Genomic DNA, 17,173 nt, shown 5'->3' with positions numbered 1-17,173 from the left:
CGTATTGAAATGATGAAATGATCGCGATCAGCTTAGAGCAAGGGGGCTCGTCATGATCAACGTTTACGGACTTCACAACTGCGACACCTGCAAGAAGGCAGTCAAAGCGCTTCAGGCCGACGGCCTCGCGCACAGCTTCGTCGATATTCGCGCCGAGGCCGATCTTGCAGACCGGGTTCCGGTCTGGCTAGACGCTGTCGGGGCGAAGGCGCTGGTCAATACGCGCTCGACCACCTGGCGCGGCCTGGATGAAACGCAACGCGCGCGGATGGATACTGACCCGGCGGCATTGCTCGTGGAGAACCCAACGCTCATCAAGCGCCCGGTCATCGAGCGCGATGACGCCGTCACCGTCGGTTGGTCGGACGAAGTGCGTACAGCGCTGCAAAGGTGAGCCGTTATGCGCAAATGGCCCTATCGAAGCAGGCTCTGACGCCCTAGATTGAAACCCATGAAAAAATCTATCTGTGTGTATTGCGGCTCCAATCCGGGCGCCGCAGCGGAATACGCCCGCGCAGCGAAAGCGGTGGGCGAGACACTGGCTCAAAACGATATCCGCCTGGTCTATGGCGGCGGTCAGGTCGGGCTGATGGGATTGGTGGCGGACGCCTGCATTGATGCGGGCGGTGACGTCTTCGGGGTGATCCCCGACTTTCTCCACCAGAAGGAAATCGCCCATCCTCGCGTGCAGGACATGCACATCGTTTCCTCCATGCACGAACGCAAGCTGATGATGGCGGAGGCGTCGGACGCCTTTATCGCCATGCCCGGCGGCATCGGTACGATGGAAGAGCTGTTCGAGGTCTGGACCTGGTCTCAGCTGGGCCGGCACAAAAAGCCGGTCGGCGTGCTCAATGTGAACGGGTATTACGACAAGTTGCTCGAATTCATCGATCACATGACCGCGGAGGATTTCCTTCTGGACAAGCACCGCGCTATGCTGGTGCGAGGCGAGACCATTGAAGAGCTGCTTGAGAAGTTCGAGGCCTTCGAGCATCCTGGCATGATTGCGACGCTGGAGGCGGGGCAGGTCTGAAACCGCCCACACACAGCCTCTCCCCCTTTCCAAAACGGCCGCTCGGGCGTAACTGATCGATCATGAGTATTCAGGACGCAAAGCTGGACCAGGTCATTGACCGGTTCGATCAGGTCGAGGCGCGTTTGAGCGCGGCCGCCGACCCGGACGAGATTGTTTCGCTTTCCAAGGAGCACGCCGAGCTCAAGCAGGTGGCCGAGAAGGCGCGTGAGCTCAAGACGGCGCGTGAGAGCTTCGCCGAGGCCGAAGCCATCATCGAGGACGGCTCGGACCGCGATATGGTCGAGCTGGCCGAGGAAGAGCGTCAGGACCTGAAAAAGCGGCTGCCCGGGCTCGAGCGTGAGCTTCAGCTTCTGCTCATCCCCAAGGACCGAGACGACGACGCGTCCATCATGCTCGAGATCCGAGCCGGGACGGGCGGGGATGAAGCGGCGCTCTTCGCAGGCGATCTGTTCCGCATGTACGAGCGCTACGCCTCCACCCATGGCTGGAAGGTCGAGGTGATCGAGGCGTCTGAGGCGGAAGTCGGCGGTTTCAAGGAAATCGTGGCGTCGGTGAACGGCAAGGGCGTGTTCGGCAAGATGAAGTTTGAATCCGGCGTGCACCGGGTTCAGCGCGTGCCCGTCACTGAATCCGGCGGGCGCATTCACACCTCTGCCGCCACGGTGGCGGTGCTGCCCGAGCCCGAGAATGTCGAGATCGACATCAAGGACGAGGATATTCGCGTGGACACGATGCGCGCCTCCGGCGCCGGCGGTCAGCACGTGAACAAGACCGAATCCGCCGTGCGCATGACGCACATCCCGACCGGCATCGTGGTGGTCAGCTCGGAGAAGTCCCAGCACCAGAACCGCGCCATCGCCATGCAGGTGCTCAAGACCCGCCTTTATGAAAAGGAACGTCGAGAGAAGGACGAGGCGCGCGCCGCTGAACGCAAGGGCCAGGTCGGCTCGGGCGATCGCTCAGAGCGCATCCGCACCTACAACTTCCCCCAGGGCCGGGTGTCCGATCACCGTATCAATCTGACCCTGTACAAGCTCGATGAAATTCTGGCGGGGGATGCGCTGGATGAAGTGATCAACGCGCTGTTGTCCGAGGACCAGGCCGCGAAACTGGCGGCGATGGAAGAAGCTTGAGTCCGGTTACGCGCTCTGAAAACGTCCGGCTTGCAACCGAGCGGCTGCGTAATGCCGGACTGGACGATGCGGCCGATGAAGCGCGTCGGCTCCTGCATGCCGCCAGCGATCTGTCGCCAGCGCGTCTTCTGACCGAGATGTCGGCGCTCATGCCGGCGCCCGAACAGACCCTATTCGAGCGCTATGTGACGCGTCGCGAGCAGCGCGAACCGCTGTCTCATATCCTGGGAACGCAGCCTTTCTGGACGCTGGATCTGAAGGTGACGCGTGATGTGCTGACCCCGCGCGCGGACACTGAAACCCTGATCGAAGCGGCCCTGAGCGCGTTCGACGATCGCGCCGCGCCTTTGAAAATTCTGGATATTGCGACGGGATCGGGCGCCATCATTCTGGCGCTGCTGAGCGAGTACGGGAATGCCCAAGGTCTGGCGACGGATATCAGCGACGCTGCGCTGGATGTGGCGCGTGAGAATGCCGAATTCACGGGTCTGGCGGAGCGCGTCCGGTTCCTGCATGCGAGCTGGGCGGACGGTGTGACAGGGCGGTTTGATCTGGTCGTTTCCAACCCGCCTTATATCGCAGCGTCCGTGGTCGATACGCTTGAACCTGAAGTGCGGGTGCATGAGCCGCGTCTGGCGCTTGAAGGGGGCGAAACCGGCTTTGAACCCTATCCGCATCTGATCGCAGAGGCGTCCCGCCTGCTGGCGCCGGGCGGACTGGCATTGTTTGAAATCGGCTATGACCAGGGTGAATGGGCGGTGGACGCGGCGCAGAAAGCGGGTGCGAAAACGGCTCGGATCATCAAGGATCTGGCCGGTCATGATCGCGTCTTGAGCGTGCAGTTTGCGGGATGATCGCTTTTGCGTGCAGAAAAGTGTTGGAATCTGCCTCAAGCTGCGTCTAGGGTGCGGCTAAGTCCAGCGGGTGATGCATGTCGGAGCAGGGGCTGTTCTGACGCGATTACCGGGCACCTCGCTGACCCATTGGCCCATACACTATCGAGTTCGACCGCAACCTCTTGATTGCGCTCGCGCCGATAGACGCGGATTTCGCGGCTCGTGTCGGCTATTACGGTATCAACAACCCGAAAAGAGATCAGGTTCTTGAACATGAAGCGTCAACGCGGACGAGGCCGGAAGGCCGGATCGCCCAGTAATCGCTCATATGAGAGTAACGGGCCGGACGTCAAAGTTCGGGGCGCGCCCTCTCATATCTATGACAAATACATGCAGCTCGCGCGCGACGCTTCGTCTTCGGGCGACCGGGTGATGGCTGAAAACTATTACCAGCACGCCGAGCACTATCTGCGCATCATGCAGGCGAACCAGCCCAAACGCGATGAGCGTGAGGACCAGAACAATTCTGGTGATGACTCTGACGCCTCTGATGACTCCAGCGACAATTCCGCTGAAGGCAATGGCGGCAATAACGACGCATCGCAATCGGATGAAGCGCCGCGTCCGCGCCGCCAGCGCGGACGTCGCCGGCGTGATGATCAGGGTAGCGAGGATCCGCTCCAGGTTGTCGAACCCGAGGGCGCTGAAGCCTCCGGATCCTCTGAAGACGGCAATGCCCAGCCCTCAGGCGACGAAAAGCCGAAAAAGCGCACGCGCACGCGTCGCAGCAAGGCGGATGTCGACGCTCAGAAAGCCCTGGATGCGGCGGATGGCGACTCCGAAAAAAAGGATAAGGGCGAAGCGGCCTGATCGGCGACTTCGCGTCTGAAACAGAAAAAGGCTGGAGCAGTGCTCCAGCCTTTTTTGTGTTCTGAGGGGGGCTTAGCCGCCGCGGCCCAGTCGGCGCAGCCGGCGCCAGAAGCGGCGCCGTTCCGGGCGCGGTTGCGGTTTGAGGTTCTGCACGAACTCCTCCGCACAGGAGCGCCAGGAATATTTCTCCGCATAGGCCCGGCAGTCCTCGCGGGTCATTTCCAGGGCCTCAAGGCAGGCGACTTTCAGGTCGTCATTCACGGATCCGGCCTTGGAGCCGGGAATGATGTCTTTGGGTCCGTTCGCCACATAGGCGGCGACCGGAGTGCCCGTCGCCATGGATTCCAGTATCACCAGTCCGAATGTGTCGGTGAAGCTGGGGAAGACCATGACGTCGGCGTCCGCGAAGTGGCGGGCCAGCTCATCACCGGACTTGTTCCCGGTGAAGACGACGTCGGGATAGTTTTCCTTCAGCTCTTCGAGCTGCGGGCCGGGGCCGACGACGACCTTGGTGCCGGGCAGGTCGAGATCGAGGAAGGACTCGATGTTCTTCTCGACAGCAACCCGGCCGATATAGACGAAGATCGGGCCTTCGATGCCCTCATAAACGCTCTTGCCGCCCATATGGCGCTTGTCGGGGTGGAACAGCTCGGTGTCCACGCCGCGCGCCCAGGGAGTGATGTTGTTGAAGCCGCGTTCGGACAGCAGATCGCGCATGGACGGCGTCGCCACCATCAGGCGGTTGCCCGAATTGTGGAAGCGCCGCATGAACCAGTAGCCTGCCGAAATGGGAATGAACGGGAAGCGCGCGTTCACATATTCGGGGAATTTGGTGTGATAGCTGGTCGTGAAGGGCAGCTTCCACTTCAGGCAGATCGCGCGCGCGGCCTGGCCCAGCGAGCCTTCGGTCGCGATGTGGATGGCTTCGGGTTCGAACGCCTTGAAGCGGCTTTCAAGCTCCTTGCGGGCGCCGACCGCCATCTTGATCTCGGGATAGGTCGGCAACGGGAAGGTCTTGAAGCCAAGGCCGGGGTGAATGACCTCGACCTCGTGACCCATTGCACGACATTCTTCCACGGTGCGCGAAAGCGTGCGGACCACGCCATTGACCTGAGGCTCCCACGCATCGGTGACGAGCATGATGCGCAGCGGCGCACTTTCCTCCATGGCGAGGACCTCCAGAACCTGTGTCTCTTGAGGCCGGTTTAGCGTGTTTTCGCCGTTTGTCGAAGGGCTGTCGGCGCCCGCCGGGCTTTCTGTGCATGGCGAACGCGGACGGGCGGATCACTGGTGGAACCCTTCTCGAACTGCGCCGTTGATAAAATGTGCAAGCTTTGTCTGCGCTCGCACAGCGCAACAAAGGAGATGGAGGCAATCGTCAAGTAAGGAGCAATCTGCAGGCAGCCGGCTAACGGAAAACCAGTCTTTGCAGATGTCCCGCGTAGCACGAGCCGCTTTCAACATGAGTATGTGTCGAGAGAAATAGATTTCTCTAACTGTACAAACACTTCCATGTTGGCTGAAATAGAAAATTTCGAAGCTCAAACCTGCTGCGAAAACGATTGCCAAAAATAAAATCTGCGACGAAGTAAAGTGCGAGAGGTTATGTCATGACGAAATCTGTAATGGAATATATTAAAGTGAACTTAGATATTTTCAGTTCAAAATAAATTCTATGCAGTTATGCTGCAGTGCCACGCCGTGCGGACTTGTACTGATTGTGAATAGCCGGGGTTGAATTCTACGGCTTGAGCAAGCATTGTCCGCTGTAACAGGGCCGGATGCGCCGGCCGATCTGGGTTCGAGAGGCTTTGGACCATGCGCGACTGGACAGACATTTCTATCGATTGGGACGCTCTGGACGGCGAGAAATTCGCTGATGAACGTGAAGCGGCCCGCCAGCTTGAGGATGCGATCGGTTTGAGCGCTGAAGGCCAACAGGCCGCCAGCGACGCCGCCATCAAGCTCGTTGAGCGAGCGCGCAAGACGCGCCATGGCGGCGGATTGATGGAGAGCTTTCTCCAGGAATTCGGCCTGAGCAATAAAGAAGGCCTGGCGCTTATGTGTCTGGCTGAAGCGCTTCTGCGAGTCCCGGATGCTGAAACCGCTGATGACCTTATCGCCGAAAAGATCGGGTCCGGGTCCTGGGTGGAGCACGCCTGGAAGTCCGATAACTGGCTGGTCAACGCCTCCACGATCGGTCTGATGATGACCGGGTCCATCCTGAAGGTGGATTCCCGCGCCGAAAAGAATCCGGGCGAATACTTCAAGCAGATGGCGGGGCGTCTGGGCGAGCCGGTGATCCGGACCGCCGTTCGTCGCGCCATGCGTATCCTGGGCGAGCAGTTCGTTCTGGGCAGCGATATCGAAAGCGCCATCAAACGCGGACGGGGCTGGAAAACCTACGGGTCGGTCAAGCCGCTCTTCAGCTTCGACATGCTCGGGGAGGGCGCCCGTACGGATGAGGACGCCCAGCGTTATCTCGACAAGTATCGCCATGCGATCCGCGTCGTCGCAGACAAGCGTCAGAAGGGCGCCATCGAGGACGTAGATGGCGTGAGCGTGAAGCTGACTGCCCTTCACCCACGCTATCAGGCGGTGCGCGAAGAGCAGGTGATGGACGAGCTCTATCCGCGGGCGCTCGAATTGGCGCAGCTGGCGAAGGACGCCGATCTGGGCTTCAGCCTGGACGCTGAAGAGAGTGATCGTCTGGTCATCCAACTGAAGATCTTTGATCGCTTGGCGCGTGAACCTTCCCTGGCGGGTTGGGACGGGCTCGGCATCGTCATCCAAGCGTACCAAAAGCGCGCCCTGAGCGTGCTCGACAAGCTAATCGAGCTGGGCCAGGAAACCGGTCGCCGGTTCATGGTCCGTCTTGTGAAAGGCGCCTATTGGGATACCGAGATCAAGATCGCTCAGATGAACGGCCAGCCGGACTTCCCGGTCTGGACGACCAAGCCGGCGACGGACCTGAACTTCCTGGCCTGCGCGCGCAAGCTTCTGGGCGCTCCTGACGCCATCTTCCCGCAATTTGCGACCCACAACGCGCACACCCTGACTGCGGTGCGCCAGATCGCAGCGGAAACCGGCAATCCGCCTTACGAGTTCCAGCGTCTGCATGGCATGGGCGAGCCGCTTTACGCCGCTGCGGCTGAAGCTTTCTCCGATCTGGGGAATGTGCGGGTTTACGCGCCTGTGGGCAGCCACCAGGATCTGTTGCCTTATCTGGTGCGTCGCCTGCTGGAAAATGGCGCCAACACCTCCTTCGTGCACGCCTTCCTGGATGAAGATGTGCCCGCAGCGGATGTGGCGAGCGGACCGTTTGCGGCGGCCTCAACGCTTGATCGTCACCCGTCCATCTCGATTCCGCCGAAGCTGTATGGTCCCGACCGCCTCAATTCGGCCGGCATGGATCTGACCCAGGCTGCGGTGCGCAAGCGTTTGGCGGAAGCCCAGAAGGCTTTCGACGACAAGGCTCCCTATGCCTGTGGCCCGATCATCAATGGTGAGGCCCGCACTGAAGACGGCCAGCCCATGGTCAGCCCGGCGGACAAGGATTTCACGGTCTCCACGATCCATGATGCGACCGAGGAGGATGTGAAGAACGCCTATGAGATCGCCCATGAGGCCCAGGCCGAATGGAACGCCAAGGGCGGTCCGGAGCGCGCGCAGGTCCTGCGTGACATGGCGGACGCCTTGGAGGCCAACACGGATCGCCTGATGTCGCTGATGGCGCGTGAAACCGGCAAGACCTTGCCGGACGGCATCGCCGAAGTGCGCGAAGCGGTCGACTTCCTGCGCTATTACGCCGTCGAGGCGGAAACCAAGTTCGGCGATCCGGTGCGTCTGCCCGGACCGGCGGGCGAGACCAATCATCTGGGCCTGGCGGGTCGGGGCGTGTTTGTCTGCATCAGCCCGTGGAACTTCCCGCTGGCGATCTTCACCGGACAGGTGGCTGCGGCGCTGGCCGCGGGCAATGCTGTCCTGGCCAAGCCGGCGGAGCAAAGCCCGCTGATCGCCTTTGAAGCCGTGAAGATCTATCTCGAGGCGGGCCTGCCCAAAGGCGTGCTGCATCTCCTGCCGGGTGACGGCAAGATTGGCGGCGCCCTGACCGAGCTGCCTGGCGTTGACGGCGTGGCCTTTACCGGCTCGACCGATGTGGCGCGGATCATCAACCGCACGCTTGCCGCCAAGGACGGGCCCATCGTGCCGCTGATTGCAGAAACCGGCGGTCTGAACGGCATGTTCGTGGACACCTCGGCGCTGCATGAGCAAGTCATCGATGATGCGATCAATTCGGCTTTCGGCTCTGCGGGCCAACGGTGTTCGGCGCTGCGTGTCCTGCTGATTCCCGACGAAATCGGTGATCTTCTGATCAACGGCATCAAGGGCGCCATGGACATGCTTGTGCTGGGCGACCCGGCGGATACCGCCACCGATGTCGGCCCCGTGATCGACTCCGAAGCCCATGAAATGCTCAGCGAGCACGTCAAGGACATGGAAGCACGCGCCAAGGTGCTTCACCGGGCGCCGCTGAGCGAGGACATGGCCGCCAAGGGGCAGTTCTTTGCGCCGACCCTGGTGGAGATCGACTCGCTTGATCAGCTGACCGAAGAGAAGTTCGGCCCGATCATGCATGTCATGCGGTACAAGCGCTCTGACCTTCAGGCCGTTGCGCGCCAGCTGGCGGACAAGGGCTATGGGCTGACGCTGGGCATTCACAGTCGGCTGGATCGATTCGCGGACATGGTCCGTGCGGCGGTGCCGGTGGGCAATTGCTATGTGAATCGCAACATCACCGGCGCTGTGGTCGGCGTTCAACCCTTCGGGGGTGAAGGCCTGTCCGGCACGGGTCCGAAAGCGGGCGGTCCGCACTATATCTACCGCTTCGCGGCCGAGCACACCGTGACCATTAACGTGGCGGCCCAGGGCGGCGACCCCGAGCTTCTGTCTCTGGGTTAACCCGACCCACGTTGCGGGCTTTAGGGTTCGCAACAGATATCCACAAGAAACCGCATTTATCCCCGGGCCCGGACTCCTTAACGAGTCCGGGCCCGGAGCGTTTTCTGGTAGGACTTTGTTTACGAAAAAAGCGGCTGGCGGCCGGTTTGACCCGTTGACGGTCAGTGGGGACGCTAGCACTATATGTTGCGGTTTCCGGGGGAAGCCGCACACCATGTATAGGTTTTTCTTAAGCAGCGCGCGGGAAAAGGCCTCTCGCAGGCATAACGCGCGACGCTGAATTGGAGCGGGTAGAGATGACGCCTTTCGACCAAGCCCACGCTACCGGAGCCCGCGAGCAGGAGTCCGCTTCGGCCCTGCGCGGCAAGCCCAAGGCTGTTCAGCTTCGTCTGGTTGATAAGGTTAAGACGGACCCCAGCCGGGATGCGCTTCTGACCGATTTCGGCAAGAAGACCCTGGTCGACCGTTACCTGCTGCCCGGCGAATCCTACCAGGACATGTTTGCGCGCGTTTCGACGGCCTATGCCGACGACCTCGAGCACGCCCAGCGTCTTTATGACTACATGTCGAATCTGTGGTTCATGCCGGCGACTCCCGTGCTCTCCAATGGCGGCGCGGATCGCGGCCTGCCCATCTCATGCTTCCTCAACTCGGTGGACGATTCGCTGGGCGATATTGTGTCCACCTGGACCGAGAATGTGTGGCTGGCCTCCAATGGCGGCGGCATCGGCACCTATTGGGGCAGCGTGCGCTCCATCGGCGAGAAAGTGGGCCAGAACGGTCAGACCTCCGGCATCATTCCGTTCATCCGCGTGATGGATTCGCTGACGCTGGCGATCTCCCAGGGCTCGCTCCGCCGCGGATCCGCAGCCGTCTATCTCGACATCCATCATCCGGAAATCGAGGAATTCCTCGAAATCCGCAAACCGTCGGGCGACTTCAACCGCAAGAGCCTCAACCTTCACCACGGTCTCAACGTCTCTGACGCGTTCATGGAGGCCGTCGCCAAGGATGAAGAGTTCGAGCTGATCTCTCCGCGCTCCGGCGAGGTGGTGAAAACCGTCAACGCCCGCAAGCTGTGGCAGAAGATCCTGGAAGTTCGTCTTCAGACCGGCGAGCCCTACATCCTGTTCTCCGACACGGTGAACAATAATCTGCCTGCTCACCAGCGCAAGCTGGGCCTGAAGGTGCGTCAGTCCAATCTGTGCTCTGAAATCACGCTGCCGACTGGCGTGGACCATCTGGGCAATGACCGCACCGCCGTGTGCTGCCTGTCCTCGCTGAATGCCGAGAAGTTCCTCGAGTGGAAAGACGACGAACGCTTCCTCGAGGACATCTTCCGCTTCCTCGACAACATCCTGCAGGACTTCATCGAGCGCGCGCCCGATGAGATGGAGCGCGCGAAATACTCGGCGGCCCGCGAGCGCTCGGTGGGGCTGGGCCTGATGGGATACCATTCCTTCCTGCAGAAGATGAATGTGCCGTTTGAGTCCGCCATGGCCCAGTCCTGGAACAAGCGCATGTTCCAGCATATCCGCCAGGGCGCAGACAAAGCCTCGGTCAAACTGGCTGAAGAGCGCGGCGCTTGCCCTGACGCGGACGAGAACGGCGTGAAGGCGCGCTTCTCTCACAAGCTGGCGATCGCGCCGACGGCGTCGATCTCCATCATTTGCGGCGGCACTTCTGCCGGCATCGAGCCGATCCCGGCCAATGTCTACACGCACAAGACCCTGTCCGGCTCGTTCACCGTGAAGAACCCGTATCTCGAGAAGCTGCTTGAGGAGAAGGGCAAGAACACCCCGTCCGTGTGGGCGTCGATCCTTGAGCATGAAGGGTCCGTCCAGCATCTTGATTGCCTGGATGAGCTGGAGAAGGACGTCTTCAAGACCGCGTTCGAGCTTGATCAGCGCTGGGTCATCGAGCACGCGGCCGATCGCTCGCCCTATATCTGCCAGGCGCAGTCGCTGAACCTGTTCCTGCCGGGTGACGTGAACAAATGGGACCTGCACATGCTGCACTGGTCGGCGTGGGAGAAGGGCGTGAAGTCCCTGTATTATTGCCGCTCGAAATCGGTGCAGCGCGCCGCCTATGCCGGCGCGGGTGAAAAGGACGAGATGGCCAAATCGCTCAACGATGCTGCGCCCAAGGATTATGACGAGTGCCTCGCCTGTCAGTAGGCGCGAAAAAATTTCGGGCATAAACGAAGAACCCCGGCGCCAGCCGGGGTTCTTTGTATTTAAGCGTATGAATTTACAGGGCTAACTATTTTTATGAACCGTTAACTATAAAGAAGCCTCCTTGATCAAAGAATGGCCATTGTTCATGGTATGATTTGATCACGCTAAGTTGAAACCGATGGGGACCGGTATGATCACGCAACAGGAGTGTACAGCAGGACCAGCCGGCCGGAGCGCACCCGCTCTTGCTGCGCTGCTTGCTGCAGCAAGCCTGAGTGTGTTCAGCGGTCCGTCTGAGCGCGCTTTTGCACAGCAGGGGCAGGCATCTCAAGAAACGCGCGCCATGATTCTCGGCCCCCTTCAGGCCGAGTTTGCGCCCGGCGCCGCCGTTCGGTCGTCCAGCGACTATCAGAGCCGTCCGACCCTGGGGCGCTCGCCAGGTTACAGCGAATTTATCGGATCTGATTCGGCATCCGCGCGACCGGACGCGGCGCGTCTCGCCGGGGTGGCGCTCAGTGTTCGTTCCGACAGCGCGGCCATGGAGGGTTTTTCAGCGTTTTACCAGGCTGGGACCACGCTTGTGGAAATGCCCTCTGGCGGCCGGATATCGGTCTCCCTGTTCGACGGGCGAGCTCCGGATGCCGCGCTTTCGGTCCTGTCCGATTCCTATGCCGATATCGCCGGTAGCGAGCTTGACCCTTCCGGACGAGCCAATCGCCGCATGACACTGCGCTATGAGAATGCTTTTGACTCGCGCGGCGGTCTGGACGGTCTGGATGTCGGTGTGGCGCCGCGTGCAGGTGTGTCCATTGGTCAGAACGGCCCCGCAGCGGAAGCGGGCGCCACTGTGCGTCTGGGTCAGTATCTGGATGAAGGATTTGGCGAGGATCGTCCGGCCTGGTGGTTCTTTGCAGGGGCTGATCAACAGGCGCTGATGTATGATCCCGGCGCCGGTTTCAACATGCGCAATGCGCTGGCCATGGGGCCCTATGCCACCGTCGGTGATGCGCAGGCCGGCATTGCTGCTCGTTTTGGCGGCGCAGACATCTCCTTTGCCTATATTCAGCGTGAAACCCGCTATGCGCTTCCCACGGAATCCTGGGAAACATCAGAAGGGTTCGCAGCGTTCTCACTGACACTGCGTCGATAGGGCTTCAGAGCGTCGGACCTGAACGCGGCGGAAGGATTGCACGTCATGATAAAGCTGACCTCCGCGCTCTTCGGGGCGGCGGCATTGTTATGTGTGATCGCGACCCATGCTGAAGCGCGCGACCATCCCCGCAATGCGCCGCCTGAAGACGGCGGCGTTCTGACTCTTGTGGTCGAGAACGACCTGTTTGGCGGGACGGACCGGCATTACACCAACGGGGTGCGGCTGGAATGGGTGGCGCCCGAGGACGAGGTCAGCCGCTGGCTGACCCAGGCGGCGCGGACGCAACCCTTCGTCAATCTCAAGGGCGCGCGCGTGCGTCAGGGCTTCGCGCTTGCCCATACGCTTTATACGGCGAGCGATATCTCGCTTGAATCGCCGCCGCTCGATGACCATCCCTATGCGGCGCATCTGAACGTGAACTGGTTTGCATCCGCCCGGACTCCCAATAGCGAGCACACCATTCTCATCGATGTGGGCATGATCGGTCCGAGCGCCCAGGGCGAGTTCGTTCAGTCCAGCTGGCACCAGCTGATAGACGGCAAGGAGCCGCAGGGCTGGGACACCCAGCTTCATGACGAGCTGGTGTTCGCGATTTCAGGCCAGCGCACCGAGCGTCTGCATCAATGGCGATTCGGCCATTACGCCGCCGATATCATGGGACATGCCGGATTGACGCTGGGCACGCTGCGCACAGATGTGTCCGCCGGGGCGACGGTTCGCTTCGGTACGGATTTGCAGGATGCGTTTTCCCCGCCGCGTTTGCGGCCGGCGCTCGCGCCCTCCAGCCTCTACACGCCCACACAACATATTGCGGCCTACGTGTTCGCCGGCGTGGGCGGTTATGCCGTGGCGCGCGACGTTTTCCTGGACGGCAACACCTATCGTGACTCGCGCTCGGTGGATCGCAATGTCTGGGTCGGCGACCTGCAGGCCGGCGCGGCGCTGCACATCAATTCCTTCCGGCTGGCCTTTACCTATGTGGTCCGAAGCGAGCAGTATGCGAGCCAGAGCGGGCCGCAACGCTTTGGCGCGATTTCGCTATCGCGCGCCTTTTAGCCGATGGCCGGTTTGAGTCGCGTCCGGGTCAAGTTTCTTCCAACGTGGATAACCGGATTAATACACTGGAAACCAGACTCATTGCGACACAATATGTAGTGGACCTGAGGGGCTGAAGCGCTATCTGTCGTGCTGAAAACGTTCCTGCCCCTCATACCGAACGCGCAGAGCCGAGAAAGAAACGCCATGCTTACCGTCGCTTCAGACCGCCCGGGCCTTTTGACTCCCAGCCTGACCTACAAGCCGTTCCGCTATCCGTGGGCGTATGACTTCTGGAAGGTGCAGTCCCAGGTGCACTGGCTGCCTGAAGAGGTGCCGCTGGGCGAGGACTGCAAGGACTGGGCGACCAAGCTGACCGACAAGGAGCGCAATCTGCTGACACAGATCTTCCGCTTCTTCACCCAGTCGGATGTGGAAGTCGGCGCGAACTACATGGAAAACTACATGCCGCTCTTCAAACCGGTTGAAGTGCGCATGATGCTCGCCGCCTTCTCCAACATGGAGACGATCCACATCGCAGCCTATGCGCTGTTGCTGGAAACCATTGGCATGCCCGACACCGAGTTCTCCGCCTTCATGGAGTACGAGGAGATGGCGGCCAAGCACGACTATCTGGGCAAGTTCGGCTGTGAGACCGAAAAAGACATCCTGACTTCGATGGCGGTGTTCGGCGGCTTCACCGAAGGCCTTCAGCTGTTCGCCAGCTTCGCGATGCTGATGAATTTCCCGCGCTTCAACAAGATGAAGGGCATGGGCCAGATCGTGTCCTGGTCGGTGCGCGATGAGTCGCTGCATTGCGAAGGGATGATGAAGCTGTTCCACACCTTCGCCGATGAAACCGGTGCGCTGACCAAGAGCGTGAAGGACGACATCGCCGATTGCTGCCAGACAGTGGTCAAGCTTGAGGACAAGTTCATCGAGCTCGCGTTCGAGGCCGGCGAAGTCGAAGGCATGACGCCTGAAGACATCAAGAACTACATTCGCTACATCGCCGACTGGCGCATGAAGCAGCTCAAGCTGCCCACAATCTATGGCGTGGAAGAGCACCCAATTCCGTGGCTGACCGAGATCCTGAACGGGGTCGAGCACGCAAACTTCTTCGAAGCGCGGGCCACGGAATATTCCAAGGGCGCCACCCAGGGCGACTGGCATGGCGATGCCGGCGTCTGGTCGAACTTCGACAACATGATGATGAAGCGCGCGGTGAATGCCGGCGCAACGCCGGCGGAATAAGGCGGGCCCTTATCTCTGGTTCTGACAACCCCGGCGAGTTCTGCTCGTCGGGGTTTTTCATGGGATCAAGCGCGTTTCTGCTAACGACGTTCCGCACGGATATTGTGCGGTATGATCACAATATGGGCGATCAGAGGCGGCATGTAGATCAGGGCGAGCACGGGGAGCAGGTCATATGCATAGGCGACTGCCGCCAATGCCGTGACGAGGGCCAGAAAGGCCAGCACGATCCCTGTTAATCCACCGTGCCGGTGCACCCATTTCCATAATGGGTTGTCCTCTGCCTCGATGCCCCATCTCAGGATATTGTGGACTGTAAACGCCAGATCCAGGAGGGCGGGAAGTAGGCTGAGCCAGATCAAGTCAATCGCTCCGGAGCCAGGCGGAATAAAGCGCGAGCGAGAATGATCTCACTCTCCAGCGGTCAATGGGTCAAGCGCGACAGGCCATGTCTGGCTGGATCGTGACCGGCTATTGATTGGGCCTTCGCGCTTTGGCGCTATATTTCAGGGCCATGATTGACCAAGTCTCCTCATCCCTCCGCTTTGATGATCTGGGCGCTGTCCCGCCCGAGCAGCTCGTGACGCACATGAATGATCCGCGCGTGGCCGCCCACCTGCCGCTGCTGACGCATCCTTGGACCATACAGGACGCTCAGGCCTTTCAGGCTGCCAAGCGTCAACGCTGGATCAAGGACGGTTTGGGCCATTGGGCGATCTATTCAGGGGAGCGCTATGTGGGCTGGGGCGGGTTCGAAAAGGACGGCGAAACCTGGGATTTTGGCCTGGTTTTGACCCCGGAGGCGTTCGGCCTGGGGCGATCCGTTTTTCTCAAGGCGCTGGAGTTCGCCCGCCATGATGAGCGGATCGAGGTGATCAGCTTTCTTCTGGCGCCGTCACGCCGCTCCCTTTCAGCCCTGACGCGCTATGGCGCAGTGTATGCCGGAGAGGATGATCATGCCGGTCAGCGCTTTCTGAGATACGAGCTTTCGCTCGCGCCACGAAAAAGCCCCGGCCAATGACCGGGGCTTTTGTGAGTCTGATGTGAGGTCAGACTAGAAGTTCACGCGGCGCGCCGCCTGCAGGCTGTCGAGCACGGCCTTGGCGTCATCGCCGGGCTTGCGCTTGCGCTTGGCTTGAGGCTGGTAGGCCAGCTGGGCATGGGCTTCGCAATAGGCGTTGCCAATGCCGGAATGGCGGCCGCAAAAGCGGAATTCAGTGTCGGTCGGGTCGCCGATCGGCCATTTGCACATGCCTTCGCGCAGGGTCAGCACAGTGGCGTATTCGCCATTGGGGAGCTTCGCGGCATCCTTGGGAGCGGCCAGCGGCGCGGACTTGGCTTCGGCGACAACAGGCTTGGGCTTGGCCGGTGCAGCCTGCGGCGCAGTCGCTTTCGCCACGGCGGGTTTGGCCGCGGGACGCGGGGCCGGCCGTGGGGCCGGACGGCGCGCTGGGCGCGAGGGCGCCGCGCGGCCGGACAGGCCCAGACGGTGCACTTTGCCGATCACGGCGTTACGGGTGACCCCGCCCAGCTGCTTGGCGATCTGACTGGCGCTCAGGCCATCAGCCCACAGCTTTTTCAGGGTTTCCACACGGTCTTCGGTCCACGCCATGGCGGTGCGCTCCTCGCCCAATTAAGCTCATCCACATATTCTACACCTAGTGATAGGGTCATTGCCTTGCCCTACATCTGGGGTGTGAACACGAGATACAGTATCCCCTGCGTCGCTAGGCACAAGATGCCGACTCGATTCGCCCGTGGATAACTTCTTGCGCATTGCATGGCCTCAACAGGCCGCGACCGGCGTGCTAGATGCGCGTACAGAGCCTTAAGGGGAGTCGCTCATGTCAGATCAAGCCGCCTCGGCGCCGCAATCCACAGCTGTTTCCACACCCCCGCAGCCGCGACCGCTGGGCGCTGTGAACTGGCTCGGCTTGTGGACGCTCTACAAGAAGGAAGTGCGCCGGTTCCTGAAGGTCAGCTTCCAGACCGTACTGGCCCCTGTGGCGACGACTCTGCTTTACATGATCGTCTTTTCGCTCGCGATCGGATCGCGGCGGGGCGAGGTGATGGGCGTGGACTTCACTGCTTTTGTCGCCCCCGGCCTGATCATGCTGGGCATGCTCAACAACAGCTTCGCGAATTCCTCTTCCTCACTCATCGTGGCGAAGGTGCAGGGCAATACGGTGGATTTCCTGATGCCGCCGCTCTCGCCGGGCGAGCTGGCCGCCGCCTTCATTGGCGGCGCGGTGACGCGCGGAGTCATCGTCGGGACGGCTACGGCGCTCGCCGTTGCGCCCTTTGTGGACGTGTCGATCAGCCATCTCTGGGCGATGCTGTATTTCGGGCTCTCGGCGGCGGCGATGATGTCGATGATCGGTCTGATCGCGGGTCTGTGGGCGGAGAAGTTTGATCACCTCGCGGTGATCACCAACTTCATCATCATGCCCCTGGCGTTCCTGTCCGGCACCTTCTACTCGGTCGAGATCCTGCCCGAGCCGTTTTACACGATCAGCCATGTGAACCCGGTCTTCTTCATGATTGACGGCTTCCGCTATGGCTTCATCGGCGCCCATGACAGCCCGCTTCTGATCGGCGGTCTCGTGGTGCTGGCCATCAATATCGCGCTGCTGGTCGCGTCCTATCTGCTTCTGCGCTCAGGCTGGCGCTTGAAGAGCTGACGCGTCTGGTCCTAGATCAGCGCACCTCTCATT

The 17,173-nt window shown here is 60.9% G+C and carries 15 protein-coding genes; 12 read left to right on the top strand and 3 right to left on the bottom strand.

The genetic code is table 11. The features are described 5' to 3' along the window. The first annotated feature begins 52 nt into the window (after positions 1-52). The 5 genes from RBA95_RS13035 to RBA95_RS13015 all read left to right on the top strand — a co-directional run bounded on the left by RBA95_RS13035 (position 53) and on the right by RBA95_RS13015 (position 3,878). Positions 53-394 carry an ArsC/Spx/MgsR family protein gene (locus RBA95_RS13035; protein ID WP_306017306.1) on the top strand — a complete coding sequence of 114 codons (342 nt, stop codon included), beginning with the start codon at positions 53-55 and terminating at the stop codon, positions 392-394. A gap of 57 nt (positions 395-451) precedes the next feature. After that, a complete protein-coding gene (locus RBA95_RS13030; protein WP_306017305.1) occupies positions 452-1,036 on the top strand; it encodes a TIGR00730 family Rossman fold protein in 585 nt (194 codons plus the stop codon). Between the two features lie 62 nt (positions 1,037-1,098). After that, positions 1,099-2,172, top strand: coding sequence for a peptide chain release factor 1 (gene prfA / locus RBA95_RS13025; protein ID WP_306017304.1), 1,074 nt, complete (start codon positions 1,099-1,101; stop codon positions 2,170-2,172). After that, positions 2,169-3,026 (top strand): peptide chain release factor N(5)-glutamine methyltransferase, encoded by an 858-nt coding sequence (gene prmC, locus RBA95_RS13020; RefSeq protein WP_306017303.1) that lies wholly within the window; start codon positions 2,169-2,171, stop codon positions 3,024-3,026. The genes prfA and prmC overlap by 4 nt, the downstream gene beginning before the upstream one ends. 255 nt (positions 3,027-3,281) lie before the next feature. Next, positions 3,282-3,878 carry a DUF4167 domain-containing protein gene (locus tag RBA95_RS13015; protein ID WP_306017302.1) on the top strand — a complete coding sequence of 199 codons (597 nt, stop codon included), beginning with the start codon at positions 3,282-3,284 and terminating at the stop codon, positions 3,876-3,878. Between the two features lie 72 nt (positions 3,879-3,950). Here the strand turns inward: RBA95_RS13015 and RBA95_RS13010 are convergent, their stop codons facing one another. Beyond that, positions 3,951-5,027 carry a glycosyltransferase family 4 protein gene (locus tag RBA95_RS13010; protein WP_371933616.1) on the bottom strand — a complete coding sequence of 359 codons (1,077 nt, stop codon included), beginning with the start codon at positions 5,025-5,027 and terminating at the stop codon, positions 3,951-3,953. A 669-nt stretch (positions 5,028-5,696) separates the two neighbouring features. Between RBA95_RS13010 and putA the strand changes: the two genes are divergently transcribed. The 5 genes from putA (at position 5,697) to RBA95_RS12985 (ending at position 14,459) form a co-directional block, all read left to right on the top strand. After that, positions 5,697-8,840, top strand: a complete 3,144-nt coding sequence (gene putA / locus RBA95_RS13005; RefSeq protein WP_306017300.1) for a bifunctional proline dehydrogenase/L-glutamate gamma-semialdehyde dehydrogenase PutA — start codon at positions 5,697-5,699, stop codon at positions 8,838-8,840. A gap of 296 nt (positions 8,841-9,136) precedes the next feature. After that, a complete protein-coding gene (locus tag RBA95_RS13000; RefSeq protein ID WP_306017299.1) occupies positions 9,137-11,017 on the top strand; it encodes a ribonucleoside-diphosphate reductase subunit alpha in 1,881 nt (626 codons plus the stop codon). A gap of 343 nt (positions 11,018-11,360) precedes the next feature. Further along, positions 11,361-12,167: a lipid A-modifier LpxR family protein gene (locus RBA95_RS12995; RefSeq protein ID WP_306017298.1), complete on the top strand. Its 807-nt coding sequence runs from the start codon at positions 11,361-11,363 to the stop codon at positions 12,165-12,167. A gap of 45 nt (positions 12,168-12,212) precedes the next feature. Continuing rightward, a complete protein-coding gene (locus tag RBA95_RS12990; protein WP_306017297.1) occupies positions 12,213-13,226 on the top strand; it encodes a lipid A deacylase LpxR family protein in 1,014 nt (337 codons plus the stop codon). 186 nt (positions 13,227-13,412) lie between these two features. After that, positions 13,413-14,459, top strand: a complete 1,047-nt coding sequence (locus RBA95_RS12985) for a ribonucleotide-diphosphate reductase subunit beta (RefSeq protein WP_306017296.1) — start codon at positions 13,413-13,415, stop codon at positions 14,457-14,459. An 80-nt stretch (positions 14,460-14,539) separates the two neighbouring features. Here RBA95_RS12985 and RBA95_RS12980 read toward each other — a convergent pair whose 3' ends face one another. Next, positions 14,540-14,821 carry a hypothetical protein gene (locus RBA95_RS12980; RefSeq protein ID WP_306017295.1) on the bottom strand — a complete coding sequence of 94 codons (282 nt, stop codon included), beginning with the start codon at positions 14,819-14,821 and terminating at the stop codon, positions 14,540-14,542. Positions 14,822-14,973: 152 nt separating this feature from the next. Between RBA95_RS12980 and RBA95_RS12975 the strand changes: the two genes are divergently transcribed. Further along, positions 14,974-15,480, top strand: a complete 507-nt coding sequence (locus RBA95_RS12975; RefSeq protein WP_306017294.1) for a GNAT family N-acetyltransferase — start codon at positions 14,974-14,976, stop codon at positions 15,478-15,480. 33 nt (positions 15,481-15,513) lie between these two features. Here RBA95_RS12975 and RBA95_RS12970 read toward each other — a convergent pair whose 3' ends face one another. Further along, on the bottom strand, positions 15,514-16,071 hold the full coding sequence (locus RBA95_RS12970; RefSeq protein ID WP_306017293.1) for a GcrA family cell cycle regulator: 558 nt from the start codon (positions 16,069-16,071) through the stop codon (positions 15,514-15,516). Between the two features lie 232 nt (positions 16,072-16,303). Here RBA95_RS12970 and RBA95_RS12965 point away from each other — a divergent pair, with 232 nt between their 5' ends. After that, the gene (locus RBA95_RS12965) at positions 16,304-17,140 is read left to right on the top strand and encodes an ABC transporter permease (RefSeq protein ID WP_306017292.1); all 837 of its coding nucleotides are present in this window, start codon (positions 16,304-16,306) and stop codon (positions 17,138-17,140) included. Positions 17,141-17,173 lie beyond the last annotated feature (33 nt).

It is taken from the genome of Oceanicaulis sp. MMSF_3324 (assembly GCF_030733545.1).
Classification (GTDB): Bacteria; Pseudomonadota; Alphaproteobacteria; order Caulobacterales; family Maricaulaceae; genus Oceanicaulis.
This window is presented reverse-complemented; position numbering and strand designations above follow the sequence as displayed.